We start from the raw sequence: 1,705 nt of genomic DNA, 5'->3' as shown, positions 1-1,705 counted from the left end.
ACTACAGCGACCTAGCCATGGTGACAATGGCCACCGTGAAAGCGGTCTATCGACTAGCAGGACGGCAATGTCCAGGATTGCTCATGTCAATAGTTGCCTTGCTGGGACTAGCGTTGCCAGTGCCCGACCACAGCCCACGATCGCACCGCTTGAGCAAACTGACTATAGTCCTACCCTTACTGCCCAAAGCAGGAGCGCGGCATGTAGTCATCGATGCGACGGCGGTAAACGTCGATGGCGAAGGGGGAATGAAACACCCGTCAGCATGGGATGAGCAAGTGACACCTGTGGCGCAAACTGCCCCTAGGAGTCGATGACGTAACAGGAGAAATCCTAGCAGCCATAGTCACTACCAATGACGTTCCCGATAGTGAGGTTTTGACCGATGTCCTCGAAGCCATGGCAGGAGACCTTGAACCAGTCTCGACGGATAGAGCCTACGACTATCATCACGGCTACGACGAGATGGCTCAGCGGGGTGCCAAATCAGTCATATCGCCCCGCAACGATGCAGTGATCTGGCACCATGGCAACAGCCAAGCACCCTCTCATCCACGAAATGAAAATCTCTGCTACAGCCGCCAGCATGGACGCAAAGGGTAGCAGCGAGATGCTGGCTATCATTGCCGTTCATCAGCGGAAACCACCAGGTTCTGGTTCAAAACAATCGCTTGCTCTAAATCTGCAAAATCTCGCGGAGTGCGATCGCAATCTCAGATATCACCAGACAACTAGTTATTCCTGGGGCCGGAGGATGCCTAGAGGCGCAGGGTTAGAGGTCGATCGCAGGCTTAACCCTGAGACAAATTGCCTGCAAGACGCTGCACAAAAGCAGTATGGTCTGGTGACTGTAGCCCCTGTTGCAAGGTTGCCAGTACCTGGGTCATGTCTCCTGCTAGTAGGGCAGGCAAGGCCAGCCATAGTCCAGGAAATACGATGCTCCGTAAGATGCCCTCTGAGTCTGGTTGCAGGTTGACATAATCCTCTGCTTGGAGGCGAAACCAGTCGAGATGACGATCGAGCACTTGCCAAACCACATATTCCTGCACACCATTGCGGCGATAGGCCCGTTTTTTGTCCCGCAGGTCAATGGCCGCAGAGCTAGCAGCAATTTCCACCACGAGTTCTGGTGCCCCTTCCACGTAGCCGTCATCACTGAATCGGGTCTGTCCCCCAGCCCGCGGATCGATCAGCAACACCGCATCAGGTTGGGGTTCATTCTCTAAATCCAGCCTTACGGTGGAATTATCTCCCAATCGGGTTCCTGGCGTGGCCACTTTGTAGATACCTAGCCAAGTAATCAGATCTGCATGGGGTTCGGCGTGGGGTTCAAAGCGCAGGGGCGATGCCATGTAAACGATTCCTTCAATTAGTTCGGCTTTTTTGACCCAGGGCATGGCAGCGTAGCGACGCTCAAACTCTGAACGGGTGAGGGCATCACCGTTTTCTAGGGGTGGTACTCCTGAATGAGGTGAGGTGAGGCGAGGAAGAGAAAGGGTCATGGTGATAGCGCCAGAATTGTGGGCAGTAGGGCTGATGAGTAGATTCATTATAGGCTGAATGTTGCCTTTATCAGGCTAGGCCCTACAAACCCTAAGGCGAATTACCAGCCAGAGTTGTGGCTAACTGCTGCACAAAAGCAGTATGGTCTGGTGACTGTAGCCCCTGTTGCAAGGTTGCCAGTACCTGGGTCATGTCTCCTGCT

General features: G+C 53.9%; 3 protein-coding genes. 2 read left to right on the top strand and 1 reads right to left on the bottom strand.

From position 1 onward, the window contains the following. Positions 1-317 (top strand): transposase (locus tag NZ772_18505; GenBank protein ID MCS6815548.1); only part of this gene is annotated, 317 nt, incomplete at its 5' end. A gap of 25 nt (positions 318-342) precedes the next feature. Then, on the top strand, positions 343-603 hold the full coding sequence (locus tag NZ772_18500) for a hypothetical protein (protein ID MCS6815547.1): 261 nt from the start codon (positions 343-345) through the stop codon (positions 601-603). A 188-nt stretch (positions 604-791) separates the two neighbouring features. On the opposite strand, the gene NZ772_18495 is transcribed toward NZ772_18500, so the two are convergent. Then, positions 792-1,502: a Uma2 family endonuclease gene (locus tag NZ772_18495; protein MCS6815546.1), complete on the bottom strand. Its 711-nt coding sequence runs from the start codon at positions 1,500-1,502 to the stop codon at positions 792-794. Between the last annotated feature and the right edge of the window lie 203 nt (positions 1,503-1,705).

The organism is Cyanobacteriota bacterium, from assembly GCA_025054735.1.
Taxonomy (GTDB): domain Bacteria; phylum Cyanobacteriota; class Cyanobacteriia; order SKYG9; family SKYG9; genus SKYG9.
Note: the sequence above shows the minus strand (reverse complement) of the source record. Positions and strands in the feature narration are given on the sequence as shown.

Coding starts and splice junctions, on each gene's coding strand:
- NZ772_18495 (MCS6815546.1), bottom strand. CDS start 1,502: ATGACCCTTTCTCTTCCTCGCCTCACCTCACCTCATTCAGGAGTACCA.